The organism is Pseudomonas sp. 32_A (assembly GCF_017490905.1).
Classification (GTDB): domain Bacteria; phylum Pseudomonadota; class Gammaproteobacteria; order Pseudomonadales; family Pseudomonadaceae; genus Aquipseudomonas; species Aquipseudomonas inefficax.
Genome location: NZ_JAFGYI010000430.1, coordinates 1 through 297, shown reverse-complemented (window position 1 = coordinate 297; position 297 = coordinate 1). Strand labels below are relative to the sequence as shown.

Here is a 297-nt window from a genome sequence, read left to right as displayed (position 1 = left end):
AAGTGGACCTGAACACCGCACGCAACGACCCTGCCAGCCTCGGCATCGCCATGACCGACAGCTTCCGCTTCGGCCTGGAGCAGGTGCTGGAGTTCTCTACCTTTTCCTCCGCCAGGTTCACCAGCGCCCATGGCTTTTACAGCCGCCTGGGCCGCTGGCATGAAACCCGAACCCATGTACGCAATGTCATCCAGCAGGAACAACTGCCCAATGGCCTGCTGGCGCTGACGCTGCCCGACCCGGTCGGCATGGTCATGGAGCTCAACGCGCAACGCACTGGCTGGGTGCAAGCCCTGC

General features: G+C 63.3%; 1 protein-coding gene. It reads left to right on the top strand.

Annotation, left to right across the window (positions count from 1 at the left end; all coding sequences use genetic code 11):
• Window positions 1-297, top strand: a 297-nt coding sequence (locus J5M58_RS28605; protein ID WP_207880619.1) for a hypothetical protein, incomplete at both ends; no start/stop codon positions are given.